This is a genomic window from Balneola vulgaris DSM 17893 (assembly GCF_000375465.1).
In the GTDB taxonomy this organism is placed as follows: Bacteria; Bacteroidota; Rhodothermia; order Balneolales; family Balneolaceae; genus Balneola; species Balneola vulgaris.
Genome location: NZ_AQXH01000001.1, coordinates 1287499 through 1311068 on the forward strand (window position 1 = coordinate 1287499; position 23570 = coordinate 1311068).

Consider the following 23570-nt stretch of genomic DNA (forward strand, 5'->3'; position numbering starts at 1 on the left):
ATGAGAGCATTAACCATCCTTTTTTTACTTCTATCAGTACTAACCGTTAGTTGTACAGAAACTGATTTATCAGGACCAAGCAGTAACGACTTCGATCGTCAAGCTATGCTTGAAAACTGGGCTGATAATATCATTATTCCATCTTACGAAGCATTTAGTGGGCATATGGCTACGCTACATGCGGACGCTGAAGCATTCACTACCACTCCCAATCAAACAACCTTAGATCAGCTTCGCAACAGCTGGGAAACGGCTTATTTGAGCTGGCAAAATGTATCCCAATTTGAAATTGGTACTGCTGCACAAATTCGATACCGTGATAACATGAACATTTATCCAGTTAACACTACTGAGTTAGAAAAAAATATCGCCGACGGTTCGTATAACTTGAGTTTACCTGCTGAAAACGACCGCCAAGGTTTTCCTGCTTTAGACTATCTATTGTTTGGCCTTTCAACTAACGACGGTGACATCTTAGATTATTATACCACCCATCAAAATGCCGATGGTTATAAAACTTATTTACTAGCTGTAACTGAACGAATGAAGGGGCTCACAGATACTGTATTAGATAGTTGGAAAGCGGGGTATCGCGAAGAATTTGTTCAGAACTCAGGAAATGGAGCCAATTCATCCGTAGACATGATGGTAAACGATTATGTGTTCTACTATGAGAAAGTACTTCGTGCTGGTAAAATTGGTATTCCTGCCGGTGTGTTTTCAGGTTCACCACTTCCAACACATGTTGAAGCTTATTACAACCAAGAGCTTTCAAAAGCCTTAGCCCTTGAAGCTATCGATGCGGCACAGGCTTTCTTTAACGGGGAGTACTTTGATGGGAATGGATCGGGTGAGAGTTTAAAAAGCTACCTCGATTTCTTGAATACAATGAAAGAAGGTGCCGATTTAAGTAATCGTATTAACACTCAGTTTGAATCAGCACGTTCACAAGCGAATTCATTAAGCTCAAATTTCAGAGTTCAAATCAATACCGACAACAGTGCTATGCTGAGTACATATGATCAACTACAACGCAACGTGGTATTCTTAAAAGTTGACATGCTCCAAGCACTTAACATTAATGTAGATTATATAGACGCCGACGGCGATTAACATTGAATAGATCCGCTGTAGCTACATATTTTCAACGTACTACTTCTGCTGCTCCACTAGCTGTATTCCGAATTCTCTTTGGAATCATGATGCTGTGGAGCATCATTCGTTTTGCTACTAATGGCTGGATTCAAAAACTTTATATAGAGCCTACTTATTTCTTCTCCTATTATGGGTTTGAGTGGGTTAAGCCACTAGGCTCATACACTTATCTACTCTTTATACTCTGTGGCCTTTCAACAATTGGTATCACTTTAGGATATCGATACAGAGCTTCGATTCTGCTCTTTTTCCTCAGTTTTACCTACATAGAATTGATGGATAAAACCACCTACTTAAATCACTATTACTTCATCAGTGTTTTAAGCTTTTTAATGATTTGGCTACCGGCTAACGCTCACTTTTCATTAGATGCTAAGCGAATCCCAGAACTCAGAGTTAAGGAAATACCTCAGTGGTGTGTGGATGCAATCAAGCTACTGATTGGTATAGTGTATTTTTACGCTGGTTTGGCCAAGCTCAATTCTGATTGGCTATTTAAAGCCATGCCCCTCCAAATCTGGTTACCAGCTAAATATGATATCCCTTTATTAGGGTCCTTATTCCAACAAGAATGGACTCATTATGCTTTTAGTTGGGCAGGAGCTATTTATGATCTCAGTATTCCTTTTCTACTCTTATGGAAACGAACTCGAGCCATTGCATTCATTTTAGTGATCACCTTTCATGTGCTTACAGGGGTGCTTTTCCCAATTGGTATGTTCCCCTATATCATGATTGCCAGTGCTACGATATTCTTTTCTCCTGAACTCCATGAAAGAGTATTAGCTAAGCTTCGAAAAGGGACATCCTTCTTAAAAATCCCTAAGGCAGAACAAGGCTCTTATGCATTTTCGAGTGACTTGGTGAAAAAAACCAGCCTTGGAGTAGTCTCGGTTTTACTCATCGCTCAGTTACTGATACCATTCCGTTTCTTACTATATCCCGGCAATTTGTATTGGACAGAAGAAGGCTATCGCTTTTCATGGAGGGTGATGCTTATGGAAAAGGCGGGCTATGCCAATTTCAAAGTAGTAGACCCAGAAACAGGCAGACAATTTTATATAGATAACTCAAGATTCCTCACTTCATTTCAAGAGAAACAAATGGCAACGCAGCCCGATTTTATCCTTGAATATGCGTATTTTCTGGAGGACTATTATAAAAACGAAGGCATCAAAGATCCCCAAATTTATGTTGAAAGCTATGTAGCCCTGAACGGCCGTAGTAGTCAACCTTATGTTGACCCAAATGTGGATCTCACAACCATTACCCCTTCTTTAAAACACCGAACCTGGATCCTCCCTTTTAATGACTAGATCAATTTTTATCCTATCATTTATACTATTGTGTGGGGTATTCACCGATGTTAATGCACAATACAAGATTACAGGTAAAGTAGTAGCTGGCCAAAGTCTTGAACCCATTAACGATGTAGAAGTTTTCGTCAACGAAACAGGGCGTTCTTACCGAACGAACAAAGAAGGGGTTTATACCATATCGGGACTACCTGATGGCGTTTATACCTTATTCTATTTTGCTCTTGGCTATGCTATTGAAAGCCAGGTAATTCGTGTAGATGGCGTAGATCAGCTTGTAGATATTAAAATGCAGGTGGTATCTGGCACGCTTACAGAAGTTGCTGTAACCAATCAACGAGAAGAGATTTTCACTATTAAGCGATTACGCGAAGTTGAAGGCACGGCCATTTATGCTGGTAAGAAAACAGAAGTAGTGTTACTTGATAAGATGGTTGCTAATACCGCAACTAACAATGCTCGTCAGGTTTTTGCCCAAGTAGCCGGCCTAAATATTTATGAATCTAATGACGCTGGGCTTCAACTCAATATCGGTGGCCGTGGATTAGACCCCAATAGATCTGCTAATTTCAACATTCGCCAAAATGGCTACGATATTAGTGCCGATGTTCTAGGGTACCCCGAAAGTTATTACACCCCTCCTACCGAGGCTCTTAAAGAAATTCAAGTAATTCGAGGAGCAGCATCTCTACAATATGGAACTCAGTTTGGTGGCTTAGTTAACTTCAAAATGAAGACGCCAAATCCGAATGAGAAATTTGAATTCCTATCTCGTCAAACGATGGGATCAAATCAACTTATTACAAACTTCAGTAGCATAAGTGGCACGCATAATAAATTGGGCTACTACAGCTTCTACAATTACAAAACTGGTAAAGGCTTCAGGCCGAATTCTGATTATGACTCTCATAATTTTTATACCGTTTTAAATTATGATCTGACGCCAAAAACTACGGCTCAATTAGAGTTCACCTACTTCAAATATTTAGCTCAACAACCGGGCGGACTTACAGACGCTCAATTTTATACCGATCCAACCTTCAGCAATCGTGAAAGAAATTGGTTCGAAGTAGATTGGAAGCTGCTAGCATTTAAACTGAATCACAAGTTTAGCTACCAAACAGAGTGGAGTGTAACTGCATTTGGTTTAGATGCTTCACGTAAATCAGTTGGCTTTAGAACAAATAGAGTTTCTCAAACCGACGACCCAACTGCTCCCCGTGATCTTATACTAGGCAACTTCAATAATGGTGGAGTAGAAACTCGATTCTTACATCGCTATAAAATTGGAGATCGAAATTCGGTATTTCTGATTGGTTCTAAGTACTACCAATCTGATAACACTTCCTTTCAAGGCCCAGGAAGTGCCGATAGCGATGCCAATTTTAATCCTGCTACCCAGAGCTATCCTAATTACCCAAACCAGTCTGATTTTGAGTTCCCCAACAAAAACTTAGCCGTATTTGGTGAGCATATTTTTTACCTGAGTGATAAGTTTTCCATCACTCCAGGATTTCGATTCGAGTACATAAAAACTCAAAGTGCGGGTACTTATAAACGCATCAATTTCGATTTAGCTGGAAACCCAATTCAGAATCAAACTTTCGAAGACAACCGAACTTTCAAAAGAAACTTTCTTCTATTAGGTACAGGATTCAGTTATCTACCGAATGAGCAAACTGAGTTTTATGCGAATGTTTCGCAGAATTATCGCTCAGTAACCTTTAATGATATCCGAGTTATTAACCCCACCTATCAAGTGGATCCCAATATTTCTGATGAAAGTGGATTCACTACCGATTTCGGAATTAGAGGAAAGGCCGGTTCAATTTTATCGTACGATCTAAGTGGTTTTGCATTATCCTACAACGACCGTTTAGGAGAAGTGCTAAGGGCTGAAACCCGCACTAACGCAAGTGGCGAACAAGAAGAAACTGGACGAATAGTTCGTTACCGTGGCAACATCGGTCAAGCATTTATGGTGGGATTAGAAAGCCTTATTGACTTAAACGTACTTGAGTTATTCGGTAGCAGCCCTAAAGAAGCAAAACTTACGGTATTTGCTAATACGGCTATTACCAAATCAGAATATATATCTTCGGAAGTCCCCGGTGTAGAAGGGAATGAAGTTGAATTTATCCCACTCGTAAATTTAAAAACCGGTATTAATGCTGGCTATAAAAACCTGATTGGTTCTTTGCAATATACCTACCTCAGTAAGCAATACACCGATGCCTCGAATGCTAGGCAAAACCCTCGCGATAACCAGAGTGGCATACAGGGCGAAATTCCTGCTTATGATATTGTAGATTTGTCGCTTAGTTTTACGAAGAAGTGGTTTAAAATAGAAAGTGGAATCAATAATCTTTTAGACAAAAGCTACTTTACGCGCCGTGCAACAGGTTATCCAGGACCGGGCATCATTCCTTCCCCTCCACGAACTTACTATGTAACCCTACAGCTTCAGCTAAAATAAAAAAGCCCCGAACACGAAAATGCGTTCAGGGCTTTGTGGATTGAATACTAATTATTTATCCAATCTTGATGTCCTCTAACAGCTGATTATAGCCGTCTTTTAAATCATCCATTTTATCGTTGAACGACTCTTTTACGTCGTCCCAATTTTCTTTGCTCGCTTCTTTAAGTTCAGCAAGTTCAGCTTTGAGTTCTTCGCGTTCCTGCTTTAACTCATCCATCGCCTCTTCTGTTTCTTGCTTTACTTCATCGGAAGCATTCTCAATTTTTTCATCAAGCTTCGAGATTTTTTCGTTCAATTCTTTCATCTCATGTTCAGTTTTCTCTACGAATTGATCTTTTTCGGCTTTAAAATCATTTCCGATTGATTCAGCTGTTTGCTCCATTTGGTCTCCAAGCTCTTCAGCTTCTCTCTGTGATTCCTTGGTGCATGAAACAGCTAAAACTGACAATGACAATAATGCTGTGAAAAATAATTTTGAGTACTTCATAATGTTCTGTGTTAATTCTTATTTACTGATTTGTATAAAGCATCTTGTTTATTGTTCCATTCTTTAATTCGTAAATCCTTCACACATACTTCATTTAATTCTGCTACTTTTGGGCTGAAATTTTAAACCCTATTGAATTATGAAAAGATCATTCTTTATTCTTTCCCTGTTATTACTAATGGCATGCTCTAAGTCAGACACCGATTCACTTAGATATGAGCAAGAAGTTCACCTAAAGAATATCAAGCAGCTTACTTTTGGTGGCGACAACGCTGAAGCCTATTGGAGTTACGACAATACTAAGCTCGTATTTCAATCTAACAATCCTGCTTGGGGCACCGAGTGTGATCAAATCTACTATATGGATGCAGAGGAACAAGAGCCAGGGTTCGAAGCACCTATAATTAGTACTGGTCTTGGCCGAACTACTTGTTCCTATTTTTTACCTGATGAGACCATCGTTTATGGCTCTACGCATTTAGCTGATATTTCCTGCCCAGAAGTACCAGAACGTGGACCAGGCGGTGCTTATGTGTGGCCTATCTATGAAGGGTATGACATTTTTAGAGCTAACTTAGATGGTGAAATCATTGATACTCTCACTACTACACCTGGTTACGATGCAGAGGCTACGGTATCACCAGATGGTTCAAAAATTGTATTCACATCCATGCGAACAGGCGACTTAGAACTTTTCATTATGGATGTAGACGGGTCTAATGTTACTCAAATAACCGATGAGCTAGGATATGATGGAGGTGCTTTTTTCTCACCAGATGGAAAACAACTCATCTTCAGAGCGTCTCGCCCTAAAACCGATGAGGAGATTGAGAAATACACCTCATTACTTGCCGAAGGCTTAGTAGAGCCTACTGATATGGAACTCTTTATCGTGAACGTTGACGGTACAGGCATGAAGCAAATAACCAACTTAGGAAATGCTAACTGGGCTCCTTACTTCCACCCTTCTGGGGAAAAGATCATATTTTCATCCAACCACAATTCTACGCGTGGCTTCCCATTTAACTTGTTCATGATTAATCCTGATGGCACTGGTCTTGAACAAATCACCTTTGATGACACTTTTGACTCATTCCCAATGTTCTCGCATGATGGCAAGAAGCTAGTTTTTTCTTCCAATCGTAATAATGGTGGCACTAGAGCAACCAATATATTTATAGCCGATTGGGTACACTAATCTTAGAGCAAAGGCGACATTTAGTCGCCTTTTTTATTGCACCTCATGCTTTTTAACAAGCGTAAGCAATTCCCTGATTTCAGAGGTCTTCATGTAGCCGGCATATCGATAAAGTAGTTCAAACTTTGCATTCAATATTAAAAAAGTAGGATAACTCAGTTCCCCATTTTCAGTAGCTAACAAAGCAGCTAATTCATGGGTGCCTGTATTCGGCCCTGTAGGTTTATACTCATATACTTGACCTAAAAACGTAACAGGCTTCTTACTCTCCCCATCGAATTCGATAAAGTAGAAATCTTTATTTAGTGAGGCTATTATATCATTCTGCTCAAAAGCCGTGTGCTTTACTCTTTTGCAATACATGCACCAATCGGCTGTTAGAAAAACCAATACTGGGCGGTTTTCTTGTGCTTGAAGGGTAGGCAATTCTTCAAAAGTCACTTTCTTCAACTCCTGTGCATTTAAGTTCTGCACACTGAAGAACAGCACTATAACGGTGAGTGATATGCTTTTAAATGTCCACATTACCTAAACTCGTATCTAATGCCCACAAACATTCTTGTGCCTTGGTTAGGCGCAAAAACGTAACTCGGATCAAAAGTGAGAGCATGTGGGTTATTTGCCGTTGCAACAGGTTCTCCATTTCCATCAAATGTCACATTTTTATCAAATGGGTCGTGAGAACGTGCTATGCTATTTGCCGGAGGGGTGAAATTCAATAGGTTTTTAACTCCCGCATATACTTCAAATGGACTGGAAGATCGGTTCCAAGTAAACTGAATGTTTTGAATACTCCACCAAGGGGAAGTGTCTGGTCTCGGATCTTGCTCATTAAGCACTGGCAACTTCATCGGTCCATATACATTACCTGTATAATCTATTTTCAAGCCTAATGACTTGACCGGGTATGTAACAGCCCATGTACCTGTCCAACGCTCTGTTAACAATGGCCGTGTTTTACGATTCACTCCTGAATCATCTTTCTCAACAGTATGCACATCAATAAAGGAAGCACCTCCCATCACCTTGAAGCCATTTTCAAATTCAAGGTTTACATTCAGTGCAGCTCCTTGAGTCACGCCATGGCCTTCCAAGTTATCATATACTATTTGATTAGAATTACTCTCGTAATCTGGAAGTATTTGATTGGTGAAGTATGTATACCAGATGGTTCCATCAATACCCGCATAAAAGCCTTCTGAGCCAAAGATCTTATGCTCGTAATTAAGATTCACATTATAGCTTTGTTCAGGTTTTAACTCCTCTTCTATTACAACCTCACGGGCTCCTGTTAGAGAAGCATGCTCTTCTGTAAACAAATTCACTACTCTAAATCCAGTACCGGCATTCAAGCGAAGAATATTTTTATCGTTCAGACTTACTTTGTATGCAAATCGAGGAGTCCAAATATTGCCATGTACGGTGTTATAATCATATCGTAATCCCAGCAACACATTCGTGGCTTCATTCACACTAATATCATCCTGAATAAATATACCAGGCAACCACACTACATCTGGATTATTTAAGTTCGCATTATCACTATCTGCTGTAGCCGGGGTATTATCATCGTAGTAGGTATATCTAAGCGCTGCTCCTACCAATAAACTATGCTTATCCACTTCAGTATCCCACGTTAACTGACCGAATCCGATGTTTTGTTGTGCCATGTATGGTAAATCCCCGTAATAAGAATCTTGGTCGTGGGAGTTATAGGAAAAGGAGAAAAGAAGTTTTTCATAGGTAGGCAGTTGGTAGTTTCCTATTACTTCCCAGCGCTTGGTGTAGATACTTTCGCCATACACCTCATCTCCCCCTCGGTGAGATTTATTCCAATCCATTTCTCCACCCCATCTATCTTCATATAAGGCTCTTAATGCGATGCTGAAAAGTCTATTCTCTTTTCGATGAAACGACCATTTCTGAAAGATTGATGCTCTTTTTTGAAGGGTTACATCTGTGAAGTTATCGTTGTTCTGATCTATAGTATTGCTGTAATTGAACACATTCACCCCAGTAAGTACATCAAAAGCGTCTTTTTTACTGAAGCGTGCACCCAAATCAATGTTATACTCATTCCAAGATGTAGCCATCCCTTCAGCCATAAACTTGGGGGCATTAACAGGTTTTTTTGTGATCACATTTATCAAACCACCTACTGCTTCTGATCCATATAAAGATGAGGCTGGACCTTTCACAATTTCTATTCTCTCTATCATAGAGTTAGGTATACCTGACAATCCATACACTGTACTCAATCCACTCACAATGGGCATTCCATCAATCAAAATCATAGTATATGGGCCTTCTAAACCATTGATGTGAATATCACCCGTGTTACACACATTGCAGTTTAATTGAGGGCGCACCCCGTTCACATTTTGCATCGCATCATATAACGATGGCGTAGGATTCATCTTGAAAAATTTGGGAGTATAAAGCTCGACGGGTACCGGACTTTTTGCTCTCGTTATCTCTTTTAAGGTCCCTGTAACTACAATTTCCTCACCTTGAATGGAAGCACTTTCTAATTCAAAGTTTAGCGTAGTAACATCTTCTCCCTTCAGCTCTACTCTTTGCTCTATGGTTCGATATCCTACGTAGGATACTTTGATGAGATACTTGCCAGGCTTAATGCCTTTCACTAAATATTCCCCCTCCGAATCTGTGATAGCGCCTTTGTCGGCACCAAGTACATACACATTCACAAATTCAATGGGCTCTCCTTGTGACGTAACCTTGCCTTTAATAGTGGCTTGTTGAGCAAAAACGGATATTGACGGACTGAATAGTATAAAAAGGAATAGAATCTTGACTCGCATAGTTATATATCTAATTTAAAATTTAGACATGGCTAAATTATGAATTATACAGACAAAATAAAATTATTGAAGTGACTAAAATTATTGACCTTTATTTTTTGCTAGCTAATGGGTTAATTACTGTTAAACCATTTGCCGTTATGTATTTAAGAACATTAATTATACTGATTTCATCATTTCTATTAGGGTGTAGTGGCGATGAATTCAAAAAGCACGCTAATTCTGAAAACCGAAACACTCACCCTTTAAACAGCGACTCATTTTGGGAGCTATCTAAAGAACCCGATCTAATTATTCATTCGAGTAATAATGATTCGGGAGTACAACTATATCGTGCCAGCGATGGAAGAATATTAGACAATAATAAAATTCTCATTGCCAACTCTGGTCTAAGCCAGGTTCTTTTATTTGATAGTGCAGGAGTCTTTCTTAAGCAAACGGGGCAGGAGGGGCGTGGACCAAATGATTTCGCTGAATTCTCCAATATTAAAATACATGAGCTAGGCGCACAACTACTATTAACAGACAATTCTAATCATAGAGCTCATTTCTTTGATTACGATTTGAACTATCAAGCAACATTAAATTATCCAAAGGCAGATGATCATGGCCGTTTAGCATTAATCGATACAACAATAAATGGCAATCTGATATTTTTAGCATCTCAAGGTGGAGGTTATTTGAGGGGACAAGATGGAGATTTAATAGAGATGTATAGGAGCGTTTTTTCTTTTAACCCTTCAACAAACCAGATTCAGCGAATAACAAGCTTACCAAGTAGAAGACGGATGGTATTAAAAATAGATGAGAATACAAGTTTTCCATTCATTCCTTTTGATAAGAACCCTATTCTACTGGCTTACCAAGCAAATACATTTTTAGTTAGTTCTTCAGTTCACCCTAAAATTTCAATTCTAAACTCATTGGGTGAACCTGTTGATAGCATCTATTATAATGCACCCATGGTTTTAACTAAAGATGTATGGCAGTCTTATAAATCTGAAATTGAAGATTGGGAAAACGAAGCTCATAAGAAGAGATATCGTGTTTTTTATAACAAGCCACTTCCACTCAACAAGTATGTACCTTCAATTGATGAAATTATTGTAGATGCTAATTGTTATCTCTGGGCAAGACGTAATCGAATTGACACGAGTTTACCTCAAAAATGGGACGTATTGAATACGAATGGAGATTGGCTTGGTGTAATTGAAGTGCCTAGTCATTTTACTATCACTGATATTGGAAACACCTATGTTTTTGGGTATACAACTGAAAGTGGAGACGAGGAATTCAGAAAGTATGCACTTTTAAAAAACTAACTCTCAACCTCTTCTACTAAGTACACATCTTTAGCAACACCATTACCAATAGTGGTTTCTTTGCCTTCTAGCAGAATTTTAACGGGACCATTGAAAGGGGCTTTTTCAATCACCTTGAGCTTTACACCCGGGATAATCCCAGTTTTCTCTAAATATCGAAGCAGTTCAGGATCTTGATCTTTTACTCTTCCGATTAGGTACGGCTCATTTAACTCGGCATCTGTGATAGCCAATGATGCCATCTCAGGTACTACACCATCTTTAGTTGGAATCGGATCTCCATGCGGATCGTGCGTAGGGTGATTTAGTAGTTCAGCAATTTTATCTTCGAACTGTTCTGAGATATGATGCTCTAAGTTCTCTGCTTCATCGTGTACTTCATCCCACGAGTAACCCATCACTTCTTTGAGGTATAGCTCCAACAAGCGATGATGTCGAATCACTTCTAAAGCGATCTTCTCTCCCGCTTTAGTGAGTTCAGCTCCGCGGTACGATTTATGATTGATAAGCTTAAGCTTTGATAATTTCTTAAGCATATTAGTAACCGAAGCAGACGACACCGACAGTGCTTCTGCTATGTTATTGGTGGAGGCTCCATTGCCTTCCGTTTGAAGCACATAAATGGCTTTCAAATAATCTTCTACAGATTGGCTTAAGCTCATTCCTGATCTACGTCTAACTTAATTCCTTGTTGGTTCAGGTAATCCATAAATGAAATTTTCCCAAACTTATCTTCTCCGATGTAATCCATCATTGGGATGAAAACATCAGTAGGTAAAAACCCTGGTTGTGCACCAATCACTTCTCCTTTGTCATCAATAAAATAATGCGTTGGAAATGATTTGAGCTGAAAATACTGAGCGAGCTGCCAAGATTTATAGGTCTTCCCATTAAAAACTACTTCTTCTTCCGATTCGGCATTAATTTGCACCGGAATAAAGTTAGAATCTAAACTCTTTTGAACAGTGTCTTGAGAGTAGGTTTCTTTCCTCATTTTTCGGCAGTAGGTACACCAATCGGCATAACCGAAAATGAGTACTTTTTTGCCCGTTTCCTTGGCTTTCTTTTGTGCCTCTTCTAACGATTGCCACTCTACTCCAGAGTTATGTTCTGGATTTTGAGCAAAAGCTGTGCTACCCATAAGTAGCGTAAATAAAACAAGTATTGAAATTTGAATTCTTTTCATGGCTGAATATACGAAAACTATTGATTTGCGGAGGTATCAGCTTTGATAACAACAAGGGTCATGTCATCGTGCTGCTTCGCTACTCCCTTAAACTCTGTAACGTCTTGTATTATTATATCTAGAATAGTGCTTGAGTTCTTTTTTCTAACTTTTCTCACTAATTCTTCAAGTCCTTCTTCACCATAAAATTGATTACTGATATTGAGCATTTCTGTAATTCCATCAGTATAGAGCACTAATACATCGCCTTCTTCAAGTTTAAGTTCACTTTCAATGGTACCTCGAATAAATGATTGCCCTTTAGCAACTCCAATCCCAATCCCTTTGGTTTGAAGCCATTGAGAAGTACCGTCAGCCTTCATCAACAACATTGGATTGTGACCTGCACGAGCAAAAGTAAATATGCGTTTATCTGCTTCTAGCACACCGTAAATCATGCTTATAAATGTTCCCCGAGTGGCGTTCTCATTGAATAATCGATTTAACTGATTCAATAACTCCAATGGCGAAAGTATTAATGGGCTTAAACTGTGCAGCACCCCTTTCACAAAAGTCATATAGAAAGCGGCTTGAATCCCTTTCCCACTTACATCTCCAATTGCCAGTGCTGTGCGGTTTTCACCTAACGAGATCATATCATAATAATCCCCACCTGTTTCCTGTGCAGGTATACAACAACCTGCCATATCAATACCCGGCAAGCTTTTCATTTGAGTAGGTAAAAATGTTTTTTGAACCTTCTGTGCGATGTCTAACTCTTGCTGAACACGCTGTTCTTTCGCTTGTACTTCGATATACTCAGGCACATAATCCGGTAGTTCTTTCCGTTCACTACCTCTTTTTATGAATAGAATTCCTGATGCAGCAAATACCGTGAGAAGCGTAATGAATAAATAAAATGAGTTAGCATCCGGCGACTGATCTATAATCCAGCCATTTTTTGTAGTTACAAAACCAAAGAACACAAAAAAGCCCAGTAGGATAGTTACAAAATCGTAGCGCAAATAGAGCAATCCAAAGAAAGCACCGAGTAAAGCATTCAGTATAAATGTTTGGGTTGAATCAGTGAGGTCAATACGAAGCACTTCATCTAGCACAAGACCAAAAATGATGCCACTAATAATCGGAATGAGCCATTTTTTTTGGGTAAGCGCGATTACTTGATTGGAAAAAATCATGTAAACGATGATTACCACTAGCAAACTGATAAGCAGGTTGTAAACCAAATTCGCTACTGATGAAAACACAAAATCATGACTAATGAAGGTTGCCCAACCCTCAAAAAATAGGTCTGGCAATAAACGAATCAGTAACACCCAAAGACCTGCCAAAGATGCTCCAATACACAGCGCGTATACCAGCGACCAGCCCACAGGTTTGTTATTAAATAACCCTCTTCGAAGTAAATCCCATGACTTGAGTTTTTCTGGCCAATACTGCCTACAAATAGAATCACTCACCGCCGTAAGTACAAAAAAGCCAATGGCACTTATCGCTCCAACAATGCCAAGCACGAACAATTGGTCGAAGAGCATTGCGGTATCAAAATCATTATTACTTACTGAAATACTCGGCCAGATATTGAGAGCCAGATAAACGGGAAGTAGTAGTCCTGCAAGAATTGCTATGATAAATGCGGGTTTGGTATCAATAGCGCCGGCCTTAATACGGAGGTAGAAAACGGTGAGCACCCAAAGTCCAAAAAACAAGATGAGTGCTAGAAACAACGTCTCCTTAATTTGGAAATCCTTCTTTTTAGCTACAGCGCCTACATCAATGGTAGCTTCCATTTTCTTGAGTATACCTGCAGGCAGAATCTCCGTGATCAGTGTAGGTTGCTGGCCAATAATATCTGTATCCGTTTTCCAGAATAATCGCGCATAACGCAATCCACCTTCCTCCACATACTCTAAGCTATCCGCCTCGAAATCAAATGCATTCCACATACTTTCATTGAGGTAGAAACGTGCCATATCCCAAACATAGCGTTCATTCACCACGCTGCGAGCTGAAGCACTTCGTTGAATCCCTAATTCATTTACGATCTTCTGTATATTGAAATAGGTTCTAGCTTGATTCCCTGAATTTTGAAACTCAATGAGCTCAGCAATAAGAGAGTCTACTAACGTCTCGTTGTACCCAGAGCTACCGATACCGAATACTTTTTTAATAAGCTCTTTATTGAATGGATTCGAAGCTTTTAGAACTTCACTAGGCGTATCGATGCCAAATAGTTCTCCTTTTAAGCTTAATGAATATGCTTGAGCAAGGGCTGGGTTAAACCGACTCGATTCGGGCACTTCCCGTACTTTCCAAAAGTAGAAAGGGAATGCTTTGTTATCCTCCGATTGTGCATTCTCAATAAAAGAGCGAGTGCCTTCTTTTTGTTGAACCGAACGGATAAGATTAGAAAAACTGCTGATATCGGCTTCTTTACGACCTTGTGTAGGTAGTAAATTCCATGCTTGAAGAATAGAATCTCCTTTTGCTACGGCCTCTTCTCTTGTTAACTCGAGTCGAGCTATACTTAATGGTTCGAGGCTCGGTAAATCGTAGAAAAACCAAAACAGGCCTACTATCCCCAGAACAATGATTAATAAATCCCTAAAGCGTTTAAAAGTATTTAAAAACATGGGGTGCTATACGGAAATTCTTTAGATGGTTGCACTAATATGCTTAGATTCATCCGATTTATAAAACCTAATTCGTTGTCTTTTTATGTGTTTGATCGCTCTGTCATATAATACTCATCCTCGCTATAAGCTCATACTAGCGACTAATAGAGATGAGTTTTATGAGCGGCCAACTCGCGAGGCTCAATTTTGGCGCGAAGAAGGTTACCCTGATATCTTTGCGGGCAAGGATCTTAAAGGGAAGGGTACTTGGTTAGGCGTACACCGAGGGGGCAAATGGGGTGCTCTCACAAATTACCGCGACCCTGCTTTAGAAAAATCAGAAGCACCTACCCGGGGCGATTTAGTACTTAACTATTTAAAAAATGATTTAACTGCCCAAGTGTATCTGCATCAACTGAAAGGTTCTGCTTCAGATTACAATGGCTTCAATTTACTACTTGGGGACGAAGACGGTATCTATCATTTCTCCAATATCAACGAGGAAATAACCGCACTAGAACCCGGTATTCATGGCTTGAGTAATGCCTTGTTAAACACCCCTTGGCCTAAATTAGAACGTGCCAAACTCGATTTAGCTACTATTACTAACGAAGCGAATTTCGATCATGAGTTACTATTCAAGCTGTTGCATAACGATCGTAGAGCCGACGACAAAGCGCTTCCTACAACCCGCATTCCTTTAAAATGGGAGAAAGCTATTTCTTCCATCTTCATTAAAACGGATACCTATGGCACGCGCTGTTCATCCATTTTACTTATTGATTATCAAGGGGGTGCAAAATTTATTGAACGCCGTTTCGAAGCTAAAACGGGAGAAATTCGTGATGAACATGCTTTTGAACTGGTTTTTAGTTAAAAAACCACGTTTATTCAGACCTATTTTGCGTTACGATATTTAACGTTGTGTTAACCATTTTAAAATCAAGATGACCTACAAATACGATAAACCGTCTCTTTTTCAGGCATTTATTCCAATCATATTTCTAATTGTCGCTCTATTTATCAATGTTCGAATTTTCGGCGACGCCTCCCTAGATGGCTCTAATCAAATTATTCTTATGCTCTCTGCCGCTGTTGCTGCACTAGTAGCTATGAAGCTGGGTATTAACTGGGCTGAAATTCGAGCCGGTATTGTTGATAGTATCAGTTCAGCGATGTCATCCATGATTATTCTTTTATTGATTGGTACACTTGCGGGAACATGGCTTTTAAGTGGAATTGTACCTGCAATGATTTACTACGGGCTTCAAATACTGAACCCCACCATATTCCTAGTGGCTGCCTGTATTGTATGTGCTATTGTTTCGGTTGCAACGGGTTCATCGTGGACTACTTCAGCTACTGTGGGTATTGCTCTTGTAGGTATTGGTAAAGCCTTGGGGCTTCCGGCAGGCATGATTGCTGGAGCTATTATTTCAGGTGCTTACTTCGGTGATAAAATGTCGCCATTAAGTGATACTACCAACTTAGCTCCTGCAATGGCTGGTACAGATCTCTTTACACATATTCGTTATATGGCATATACAACGGTGCCGTCTATTCTTATATCCATCTGTATTTTCTTAGTGCTTGGTTTTGTGAAGGGTGAAAATTCAGAGATTGCTGAAACGCAGGTTATTCTGGATGCTATTGCAAGTAAATTTGATATCAATCCCTTTTTATTCATTGTTCCAGTGATCATGGTAATTCTTATTTCTAAGAAGATGCCTGCTATCCCTGCTATCACCATTGGTGCATTAATGGGTGCTATTTTCGCTGTGATTTTTCAGCCTGAATTAGTGTATGCTGTAGCAGAGTTCGGAGAGTCTAATTGGGAAAAAGCCTACGTAGGCGTTATGACTTCCATGTATGGATCCATTAGCATTGAAACGGGTAACGACATAGTTGACGAGCTTCTTACTTCTGGTGGAATGTATGGAATGTTAGGCACGGTTTGGCTCATTTTATCAGCGATGATATTTGGTGGTGTGATGGAAAAAAGCGGTATGCTGAAACGAATCGCTGAAAGCGTAATTAGTGGTATTAATTCTGCAGGTGCACTTGTGGCATCAACAGTGGGAACTTGTGTGTTCTTTAACATCACTGCTTCTGATCAATATCTAGCCATCGTAGTTCCTGGCCGTATGTATTCAGATATTTATAAAGAAAAAGGCCTAGCTCCTGAGAACTTGAGCCGTACCTTGGAAGATTCCGGAACTGTTACTTCGGCACTAATTCCGTGGAATACCTGTGGTGCCTTCCATGCAAATGTACTCGGAGTTAGCACCTTCACCTATCTCCCATTCGCGTTCTTCAATATGATTAGTCCATTTATGACCATCATATTTGCAGTGTTCAAGATTAAATTCAGAATGCTTAAAGACGCTAAAGTAGAAACAGCTTAATAATTCGTGTATATGAACCAGAGAATCTCATCCATTTGTGATTGAACTTCTCTGGTTGGTATCACATAGTTGTTGTTCATAAAACTGAACAGAAGCTTCTTACCCGACCGGGTGAACACATAGCCACTTAAGCAATGATTGTTACTTAAGGTTCCTGTCTTAGCATATACATAAGGAGCTCCCCCATCCTTATTGGCATACAATCTACGAATGGTTCCCTTTTCTCCCCCTTGAGGCAAGGCGTCTAGTAGTTGTGCTTCATTTACTTGATCATCAATTTTTTGAAGCAAAGCAATCATACTTCGCGGAGTAAATAAGTTGTACCGAGATAACCCAGAGCCATCTCTCCAATTCGCCTCATCTGGCAAATCATTCAAAAAGTTTTCTTTCACATATTGAATACCTGCTCGGCTATTCAAATCCTCTCCGATCTCGTTTGAAACCATTAGCATGATCTGTTCAGCTAAAAAATTATCGCTCGGCTGAAGCATTTTTTTATACAGCGAATCCGCCTCCATACTATAGATCGTTTCATGGTTTGACGAAAGGTGAGCATCGGGCAAATACCCCACCGGTTTATTCAATGTATCGGCCAAGAGTTCTACAATAAGCTCTGGGGTATAATGAAAGGGCTTGTCTGTCTCGGTTCGGGTAGTATCGGAGGTATAGGCATATTCAAAGTTATTCCCAACTCGCTCTCTGCTAAGTACTAACCTCCCTTCATCACTTAATACCCCTTCATTAATGTACTTATTAAATATTTTCGGGTTGATGAGATATTCCCCATTCTCTTGAGCAATGTGTCTTTTCTCAATAGTCTCGATGGTAACACGGGCTATATTTCCATAGATGGGTAAGGGACTTTTCTCTGCCGAGTAATAGGAATTATAATCAGCCCACGACCAACCGGGACCGAGGTTCTCATCATCGAAATTGCTATCTGAGAAAAATAACTCTCCGTCAAAGGAAGTCAGGAGGTTGTATACATCATCAGTCCCAAAATCAGGATGTAGAAATGATGGATCGCCCGTTCCCCAAAAAATCAGCGAATCACCTCGAATCTCATACTTTAAAGCGGGTATTCGATCACCAAGTACATTTAAACCCGCATAATATGTGAACAATTTAGTATTGGAAGCAGGAATCAAATACTTGTTTTCATTTACTGCATAAATGGTTGAATCGCCTTCAGGGTCGAATAACATAAACCCTGTTATCGTTTTTTTAAAGGTGTCAGATTGAGTGAAAATCTGTTTGAGCTGTTCCGTGTTGGTCACGGCTTTTTCCCTTCCAACAGGTTGCTCTACATCCATAATCGTTTCCGTTGATGTACACCCAAGCACTAATAGTATCAATAGAACTACGTAATTCTTCATAACAGCCTTCTACACAATGATTTAAAATGACGAGTTACAATAATTCATATCCACCAAAAATTCCATTCATATTCGGATTCTAATCTCTTTATGAACGATGTACTTATAAACTTTTTACAGGCAGAATTTTGAAATGCTAGCTGAACTAGAGACTTTACCGAACATTTCCAATAATAAAGCAATTAACTATGAATAAACTATTCAAGGTACTGGGTACGTGCCTGATGTTGGGATTTATCTGGAGTACATCCCCATTAATGGCCCAAAATACGTACAGTGATTATAGTACACTCACTAAGCGGTTGAAAGACCTTAACAACAAACATAAAAACTTAACCGAGCTCACATCTCTTACTAAAACCATTGGTGGCAATGATGTGTGGTTATTAACCATTGGCTCAGGCGACCTAAAAAACAATCCTGCTGTTGCGGTGATTGGTGGTGCTAAAGCTTCTCATATTGTAGGTAGTGAAATCACCTTAGAGTTTGCTGAAAAGCTTCTTGCCAATGCGAATTCTGCCGAAACGAAAGAACTGTTAGCAAGCACCACTTTTTATGTAGTGCCTCGCCTTAATCCTGATGCGACTGAATTCTACTTTGCAAACCTAAAGCAGCAAAGAGATGGCAATATGCGCTCTACTGATGCCGACCGTGATGGATATTTTGATGAAGACGGTTTTGAAGACCTCAACAAAGATGGCTTCATTACTATGATGCGTGTTGAAGACCCAACGGGGGAATGGAAGGCTCTTAATGATGACCCACGTGTGATGGTAAAAGCAAATGGTAAGAAAGGGGAATCAGGTAAATACCTTTTGTTTACTGAAGGAAGAGATAATGATAACGACGGTGCTTTTAATGAGGACGGTGAAGGTGGTGTGAATATCAACCAGAACTTCAGTTTCCAATTCCCATACTTCAAGCCTGGTTCTAGTGAAAACCCAGTTTCTGAAAAAGAAACTATGGGACTACTCGATTTCTTATTTGAAGAAGCTCGCAATACTTTTGCAGTTATTAGTTTTGGACCAGAGAACAACCTCTCAAGCCCACTAAGCTTTAACCGTTCTGCTTCATCAAAAAGAGTGGTAGCTGGATGGTATTCCGAAGATATCGATGTAAATAAACTTATCTCAGAGTTATATAACGACACGGTTGATATGGGGAAAGCTCCATCGGGTGCACCACAACAAGGTGACTTATTTCAGTGGGCATATTACCACTATGGTCGTTTCAGCTTCAGTACACCAGCATGGTGGACACCAGAAGTAACCGATGAAAATGACAAAGCTAAAAAATTCACAAATGCAGACGCTAAGTTTTTGGCGTGGGCGGATGCCAACAATCAAGATGTATTTGTTGAATGGACTGAGATTAACCATCCAGACTTCCCTGGCAAGAAAGTTGAAGTAGGTGGCATCAAGCCGTACAGCAAGCTAAACCCTCCATACAGCGAGGTTGAGGAATTAGCCACAAAGCACACCGATTTCATCCTTGAAGTAGCTAAGCGAGCTCCAAAAGTTGAGCTTGTTAACTTCAAAACAGAAAGTGTAGGTAAGAACCTTACACGTGTAACAGTAGATGTTTATAACAGCGGAGTACTTCCAACAGCCTCACGTTTAGGCCAACGTACTAACTGGGCACGAAGTGTAATCACGAAAATTGACTTAGCTAACGGCATGAGCTTAATCAGTGGACCGAAACAAGGCTTTGAGCGTGCAATTCCAGGTGACGGATTTGTAAGCAAATCTTGGCTAATTCAAGGTTCTGGCAAAATCACGATTACCGCTGGTTCTCCAATGGCCGGTTTCGCAATCAAAGAACAAACCATTAAGTAATAGCATCATGAAGAATATTAAAACTACCCTACTTACTGCTTTTGTCTTTGTATTGATGTTGACCTCAGGGTCGGCAAAAGCGCAATTAACCGATGGTGTATTCAGAGCCGCTGGTACTCCTGAAAACCCAAAAGTTGAAGCAACTTGGAATCACTACTACAACTACAAAGGTATTAGTGAATTAACCGAGCGTATTGCGAAAGCACATCCGAAATTAGCAAAGCGTACTTCTATTGGTAAATCTTATGAAGGCCGTGACATTTGGATGCTAACCGTTTCTAACTTCGAAAACGGTAACCCAGATCGTAAACCTGCTATTTATATCGATGGAAACATCCATTCGAATGAGATTCAGGGAACGGAGATGTCGCTATATACCGCTTGGTATCTAACAGAGTCGTTCGGCGATGTGGAGTTCATTACAGAATTACTGAATGATAAGACCTTCTACATTGTGCCTACCATCAACCCAGATGCACGTGAGCACTTTATGACCAAAGCGAATACCGCTAGTTCACCACGTTCTGGTTTAAAACCTATTGATAACGATGGTGATGGCCTTATCGACGAAGATCCTATGGATGACTTAAATGGCGACGGTCATATTACCATGATGCGCCGCAAGAGTGATCGAGGAACCTTCCGTGAAGACCCAACTTATCCAAACCGCATGATTCGTGTACCACGTGATGAGTACGGTGATTACGAGATGTTAGGTTATGAAGGCTTAGATAACGATGGTGATGGCCGTATTAACGAAGATCGCGAGGGCTATTACGATCCTAACCGTGATTGGGGATGGAACTGGCAGCCTGATTACATCCAAGGTGGTGCACACAAGTATCCATTCTCATTACCAGAAACTCGCGCTGTTAAAGACTTCGTGATGACTCGCCCTAATATTGCCGCTGCACAAAGTTATCATAACTCTGGTGGAATGTTATTACGTGGCCCTGGTGTAGCTGAAGATATCCGTACTTACAATCGCCAAGATGTTCAAGTATATGATATGCTCGGCCGAATGGGAGAGCGCCTTATTCCAGGTTACCGCTACTTAGTAGTGTACGATGATCTGTATGATGTATTTGGTGGAGAGCTGGATTGGTTCTATGGAGTTCGTGGAGTATTCACCTTCTCGAACGAGCTTTGGACTAGCTACCAAATGTTCCAAACTAACGACCGTAAGCCTACCGATTCATACGAATTCGACAAGTACTTATTATTTGGTGATGCTACTGTAAAGTGGGAGCCATATGATCATCCTCAGTACGGCAAGATTGAAATTGGCGGATTCAAGAAAAACTTTGGACGTGCTCATCCTGGCTTTTTGCTAGAGCAAGATGCACATCGTAACATGGCATTTACTATTTACCATGCTTATCACACTCCAAAACTTGAAATCGACGAGATTACAGAAAAGAACTTAGGGGGTGGCTTAAAAGAAGTAACCGCTGTAGTAACTAACACTCGTTTGATGCCAACACATGCAAGTATTGATGTAAATAATAAAATCATGCCTCCGAATATCATCAGCATCGAAGGTGCTACTGTTGAAGCGGGTATGATTGTGAATAACAGAGATCTGAATCAAACTACGGAACAAAAGAATCGCCCAGACCGCATAGAGGTGAACAATATTCCTGGAATGAGTTCAGTAACGGTACGTTGGATTATTAGCAAGGGTAATAACTATACCATTAAAGTTGATAGCCAAAAAGGTGGTGTAGTTACTCGTAAGAAGTAAGCATACATTACTTATTGAAACTAAAAAGGCTCGCTACCATTTGGTAACGAGCCTTTTTTACATCTGTGAATTAAATCGAATTGAATTGATTTAATCTAAACGCTTTAATGCCGTTTCAATGCGCTCCATTACTTCTTCCTTACCAAGTAGCTCAAGCGATTCAAATAAATCTGGACCAAAGCCTTGACCTGTAACGGCAATACGTAATGGCATCATCAGCTTTCCGAAACCAACTTCATGCTCTTCAATAGTTTCTTCAAGCTTAGACTTTAATGTTGCTGCTTTGAATTCCTCTTCTGAAAGCGCATCTACTTTTTCCGTCCACGCTTTTACTAAGTCAGCGCTATCGTCCTTCCATTTCTTAACGGCTTTTTCATCATACTCTTTTGGAGCTTCGAAGAAGAACGAGCCCATAGAAACGAATTCATCAATTTTGGATACACGTTCGTGAAGTAGTTTAACCACTGTTTTGAGGTACGCATCACTTTTAGTATCAAAGCCCATTTCTTCTGCAAGCACTTTTACACGTGGCTGTAACTCCTCAACGGAAGTCTCACGGATATAATGCTCGTTATACCACATCAGTTTCTTGTAGTTAAATACCGCACCGCCTTTGCTCACTCTATCAAGCGTAAAGAGCTTACACAGTTCTTTCATATCATGAATCTCAGAGTCATCACCTGGGCTCCATCCTAAATAAGCTAGGAAATTGATGAGCGCTTCAGGCTCATAGTTTCCTGAGATATAATCTTTCGTATTTACTGGAATACCTTCGCTTTCGGCTTTTCTTTTTGAAAGCTTACCACCACTTGGCGACATGATTAACGGCAAATGAGCCATCGTAGGTGCTTCCCAACCAAAAGCTTTATACAGAAGCATATGCTTAGGAGCTGAACTCAACCATTCTTCTCCTCTAATCACATGAGTAATACCCATTGTATGATCATCCACAACATTTGCTAAGTGATATGTGGGCATACCATCTGATTTCATCAACACTTGATCATCTAAACCTGCCGTATCAAAAGAAACAATTCCACGAATTAAATCTTCAAACTTAACCGTTTCACGGCGAGGCACTTTCAAACGAACTACATAATCATCACCGTTTGCTAAGCGCTTTTCAACTTCATCCTTAGACAACGTTAAGCTGTTTTTCATCGACTGACGTGTAATAGAATCATAGCTCGGAGATGGATTCCCTGACTTCTTAAGTCGTTCACGCATCTCATCAATTTCTTCTGGGGTATCAAATGCGTAATAAGCGTTGTCACTTTCAATCAACTGCTTAGCGTATTCCAAGTACATTTCTTTACGCTCGCTTTGGCGATATGGGCCAACTCCGCCGGGATTTGTTGGACCTTCATCGATAGTCATTCCTGCCCATTCAAGTGAACGAATGATATCCGCCTCTGCACCTTCTACATAGCGCGATTGATCCGTATCCTCTATACGAAGAACAAAAGTCCCTCCGTGATGTCTAGCAAATAAGTAATTATAAAGGGCGGTTCTAAGTCCACCAATATGTAAGAATCCTGTTGGAGATGGAGCAAAACGTACGCGAACGCTCATGAAAATTGTGATCTAAAAATTGTGTGTTACTTTGAAAGACCTCAAATATAAGAATTAT

17 protein-coding genes are annotated in these 23570 nt (G+C 40.1%); 9 read left to right on the plus strand and 8 right to left on the minus strand.

Annotated elements, in window-relative coordinates; genetic code table 11:
- From B155_RS0105545 to B155_RS0105555, 3 genes are read left to right on the plus strand one after another with little or no spacing between them, the layout of a single operon-like run.
- Positions 1-1113 (plus strand): imelysin family protein, encoded by a 1113-nt coding sequence (locus B155_RS0105545; protein WP_018127257.1) that lies wholly within the window; start codon positions 1-3, stop codon positions 1111-1113.
- A 2-nt stretch (positions 1114-1115) separates the two neighbouring features.
- Positions 1116-2471, plus strand: a complete 1356-nt coding sequence (locus tag B155_RS0105550) for an HTTM domain-containing protein (protein WP_018127258.1) — start codon at positions 1116-1118, stop codon at positions 2469-2471.
- On the plus strand, positions 2464-4947 hold the full coding sequence (locus B155_RS0105555; protein ID WP_018127259.1) for a TonB-dependent receptor domain-containing protein: 2484 nt from the start codon (positions 2464-2466) through the stop codon (positions 4945-4947). The genes B155_RS0105550 and B155_RS0105555 overlap by 8 nt, the downstream gene beginning before the upstream one ends.
- A 55-nt stretch (positions 4948-5002) precedes the next feature.
- On the opposite strand, the gene B155_RS0105560 is transcribed toward B155_RS0105555, so the two are convergent.
- Entirely contained in the window at positions 5003-5437 is a 435-nt protein-coding gene (locus tag B155_RS0105560; protein WP_018127260.1) for a sll1863 family stress response protein, read from the minus strand.
- A gap of 139 nt (positions 5438-5576) precedes the next feature.
- On the opposite strand from B155_RS0105560, the gene B155_RS0105565 reads away from it, so the two are divergent.
- Positions 5577-6635 (plus strand): TolB family protein, encoded by a 1059-nt coding sequence (locus B155_RS0105565; RefSeq protein ID WP_018127261.1) that lies wholly within the window; start codon positions 5577-5579, stop codon positions 6633-6635.
- Between the two features lie 33 nt (positions 6636-6668).
- On the opposite strand, the gene B155_RS0105570 is transcribed toward B155_RS0105565, so the two are convergent.
- On the minus strand, positions 6669-7160 hold the full coding sequence (locus B155_RS0105570) for a thioredoxin family protein (protein WP_018127262.1): 492 nt from the start codon (positions 7158-7160) through the stop codon (positions 6669-6671).
- Positions 7160-9457, minus strand: coding sequence for a TonB-dependent receptor (locus B155_RS0105575; RefSeq protein WP_018127263.1), 2298 nt, complete (start codon positions 9455-9457; stop codon positions 7160-7162). The genes B155_RS0105570 and B155_RS0105575 overlap by 1 nt, the downstream gene beginning before the upstream one ends.
- Positions 9458-9528: 71 nt before the next feature.
- Between B155_RS0105575 and B155_RS0105580 the strand changes: the two genes are divergently transcribed.
- On the plus strand, positions 9529-10779 hold the full coding sequence (locus tag B155_RS0105580) for a 6-bladed beta-propeller (RefSeq protein WP_040368058.1): 1251 nt from the start codon (positions 9529-9531) through the stop codon (positions 10777-10779).
- Here the strand turns inward: B155_RS0105580 and B155_RS0105585 are convergent.
- The 3 genes from B155_RS0105585 to B155_RS0105595 are packed head-to-tail and all read right to left on the minus strand — an operon-like array spanning position 10776 to position 14598.
- On the minus strand, positions 10776-11441 hold the full coding sequence (locus B155_RS0105585) for a metal-dependent transcriptional regulator (protein WP_018127265.1): 666 nt from the start codon (positions 11439-11441) through the stop codon (positions 10776-10778). The two genes, B155_RS0105580 and B155_RS0105585, sit on opposite strands and share 4 nt — an antisense overlap.
- Positions 11438-11965 carry a thioredoxin family protein gene (locus B155_RS0105590; RefSeq protein WP_018127266.1) on the minus strand — a complete coding sequence of 176 codons (528 nt, stop codon included), beginning with the start codon at positions 11963-11965 and terminating at the stop codon, positions 11438-11440. The genes B155_RS0105585 and B155_RS0105590 overlap by 4 nt, the downstream gene beginning before the upstream one ends.
- Before the next feature lie 17 nt (positions 11966-11982).
- Positions 11983-14598 carry a PP2C family protein-serine/threonine phosphatase gene (locus tag B155_RS0105595; protein WP_018127267.1) on the minus strand — a complete coding sequence of 872 codons (2616 nt, stop codon included), beginning with the start codon at positions 14596-14598 and terminating at the stop codon, positions 11983-11985.
- An 85-nt stretch (positions 14599-14683) separates the two neighbouring features.
- Between B155_RS0105595 and B155_RS0105600 the strand changes: the two genes are divergently transcribed.
- Both B155_RS0105600 and nhaC read left to right on the plus strand, forming a co-directional pair.
- Entirely contained in the window at positions 14684-15457 is a 774-nt protein-coding gene (locus B155_RS0105600) for an NRDE family protein (RefSeq protein ID WP_018127268.1), read from the plus strand.
- Positions 15458-15527: 70 nt separating this feature from the next.
- Positions 15528-16985 (plus strand): Na+/H+ antiporter NhaC, encoded by a 1458-nt coding sequence (gene nhaC, locus B155_RS0105605; protein WP_018127269.1) that lies wholly within the window; start codon positions 15528-15530, stop codon positions 16983-16985.
- On the opposite strand, the gene B155_RS13025 is transcribed toward nhaC, so the two are convergent.
- Positions 16982-18361: a D-alanyl-D-alanine carboxypeptidase/D-alanyl-D-alanine-endopeptidase gene (locus B155_RS13025; protein WP_018127270.1), complete on the minus strand. Its 1380-nt coding sequence runs from the start codon at positions 18359-18361 to the stop codon at positions 16982-16984. The genes nhaC and B155_RS13025 overlap by 4 nt on opposite strands.
- Positions 18362-18549: 188 nt before the next feature.
- Between B155_RS13025 and B155_RS0105615 the strand changes: the two genes are divergently transcribed.
- Together B155_RS0105615 and B155_RS0105620 are read left to right on the plus strand one after the other, a co-directional pair.
- Positions 18550-20196 carry a M14 family metallopeptidase gene (locus B155_RS0105615; RefSeq protein ID WP_040368059.1) on the plus strand — a complete coding sequence of 549 codons (1647 nt, stop codon included), beginning with the start codon at positions 18550-18552 and terminating at the stop codon, positions 20194-20196.
- Between the two features lie 7 nt (positions 20197-20203).
- Positions 20204-21940, plus strand: coding sequence for a M14 family metallopeptidase (locus tag B155_RS0105620; RefSeq protein ID WP_018127272.1), 1737 nt, complete (start codon positions 20204-20206; stop codon positions 21938-21940).
- Between the two features lie 90 nt (positions 21941-22030).
- Here the strand turns inward: B155_RS0105620 and gltX are convergent, their stop codons facing one another.
- A complete protein-coding gene (gltX, locus tag B155_RS0105625) occupies positions 22031-23512 on the minus strand; it encodes a glutamate--tRNA ligase (RefSeq protein WP_018127273.1) in 1482 nt (493 codons plus the stop codon).
- Positions 23513-23570: the final 58 nt, after the last annotated feature.

Excerpts from the sequence above, each read along its gene's own strand:
- B155_RS0105615 (WP_040368059.1), top strand. The coding sequence starts at position 18,550 with ATGAATAAACTATTCAAGGTACTGGGTACGTGCCTGATGTTGGGATTT.
- B155_RS0105570 (WP_018127262.1), bottom strand. The coding sequence starts at position 7,160 with ATGTGGACATTTAAAAGCATATCACTCACCGTTATAGTGCTGTTCTTC.
- B155_RS0105565 (WP_018127261.1), top strand. The coding sequence starts at position 5,577 with ATGAAAAGATCATTCTTTATTCTTTCCCTGTTATTACTAATGGCATGC.
- B155_RS0105575 (WP_018127263.1), bottom strand. The coding sequence starts at position 9,457 with ATGCGAGTCAAGATTCTATTCCTTTTTATACTATTCAGTCCGTCAATA.
- B155_RS0105595 (WP_018127267.1), bottom strand. The coding sequence starts at position 14,598 with ATGTTTTTAAATACTTTTAAACGCTTTAGGGATTTATTAATCATTGTT.
- B155_RS0105560 (WP_018127260.1), bottom strand. The coding sequence starts at position 5,437 with ATGAAGTACTCAAAATTATTTTTCACAGCATTATTGTCATTGTCAGTT.
- gltX (WP_018127273.1), bottom strand. The coding sequence starts at position 23,512 with ATGAGCGTTCGCGTACGTTTTGCTCCATCTCCAACAGGATTCTTACAT.
- B155_RS0105585 (WP_018127265.1), bottom strand. The coding sequence starts at position 11,441 with ATGAGCTTAAGCCAATCTGTAGAAGATTATTTGAAAGCCATTTATGTG.
- B155_RS0105620 (WP_018127272.1), top strand. The coding sequence starts at position 20,204 with ATGAAGAATATTAAAACTACCCTACTTACTGCTTTTGTCTTTGTATTG.
- nhaC (WP_018127269.1), top strand. The coding sequence starts at position 15,528 with ATGACCTACAAATACGATAAACCGTCTCTTTTTCAGGCATTTATTCCA.
- B155_RS0105600 (WP_018127268.1), top strand. The coding sequence starts at position 14,684 with ATGTGTTTGATCGCTCTGTCATATAATACTCATCCTCGCTATAAGCTC.
- B155_RS0105590 (WP_018127266.1), bottom strand. The coding sequence starts at position 11,965 with ATGAAAAGAATTCAAATTTCAATACTTGTTTTATTTACGCTACTTATG.
- B155_RS0105555 (WP_018127259.1), top strand. The coding sequence starts at position 2,464 with ATGACTAGATCAATTTTTATCCTATCATTTATACTATTGTGTGGGGTA.
- B155_RS0105545 (WP_018127257.1), top strand. The coding sequence starts at position 1 with ATGAGAGCATTAACCATCCTTTTTTTACTTCTATCAGTACTAACCGTT.
- B155_RS13025 (WP_018127270.1), bottom strand. The coding sequence starts at position 18,361 with ATGAAGAATTACGTAGTTCTATTGATACTATTAGTGCTTGGGTGTACA.